Below are 678 nucleotides of genomic sequence, written 5' to 3' on the forward strand. Positions count from 1 at the left end.
GGTCGTGGTAGGCGGCGGTGCGGGCGAGGTGGTGGGCGTCGTCGCGGCACAGGCCGTCGCCGAGCCAGCCGGTGGCGTGGTGGGCGCCGCTGCGGGTGGCCAGGTGCGGGGAGATGACGGCGGTGTGGCCGTCGGCGCGGGCGAGGTAGACGTCGACGGGCCCGGCGGCGCGGGCGAGTTCGCCGCTGGTGGGGGGTCGCTGTTCGGGCCAGCGGGTTTCGTCCCAGCCGGTGCCGAGCAGTGGCTGGCCGGGCCGGTGGTGGGCGGCGCGGGTGAGCTGGTCGAGGGTGTGGCGCAGGGACGGGCTGTCGGTGAGGTCGACGCCGTCGAGGGCGAGCCCGGTGGCGGTGGTGTGCAGGTGGGCGTCGACGAAGGCGGCGGTGAGGGTGGCGCCGCGCAGGTCGACGGTGTGGTCGACCGGGCCGGCCGGTGGCGGGCCGCTGGCGTCGGGCTGGTCGTCGGTGCCGATCCAGGTGATGGTGGGGCCGTCGGTGAGCAGGGCGGTGGCGTGCCGGTGGGTGGGGCTGTGGACGTGTCCGTGGTGGTAGAGGACGCGTCGGGCTGCCGGCAGGTGGTGGGGGCTCACGGGTCCCTACTGTGCCGGGTGGGTGGCGCTCACCTGGGGTCCGCGGTGGGCGGTGTGCGCGGCACCGGGCCGATGGCCGGTGGGGGTGCGGG

General features: G+C 77.3%; 1 protein-coding gene. It reads right to left on the bottom strand.

Translation table 11 applies throughout. The annotated features are described in order from the left end of the window. Positions 1–586: amidohydrolase family protein (locus tag FMEAI12_RS00185; RefSeq protein WP_146776584.1), on the bottom strand; the 586-nt coding region annotated here is incomplete at its 3' end. Between the last annotated feature and the right edge of the window lie 92 nt (positions 587–678).

Origin of the sequence: Parafrankia sp. Ea1.12, from assembly GCF_900465275.1 — a bacterium.
GTDB classification, from domain to species: Bacteria; Actinomycetota; Actinomycetes; order Frankiales; family Frankiaceae; genus Parafrankia; species Parafrankia soli.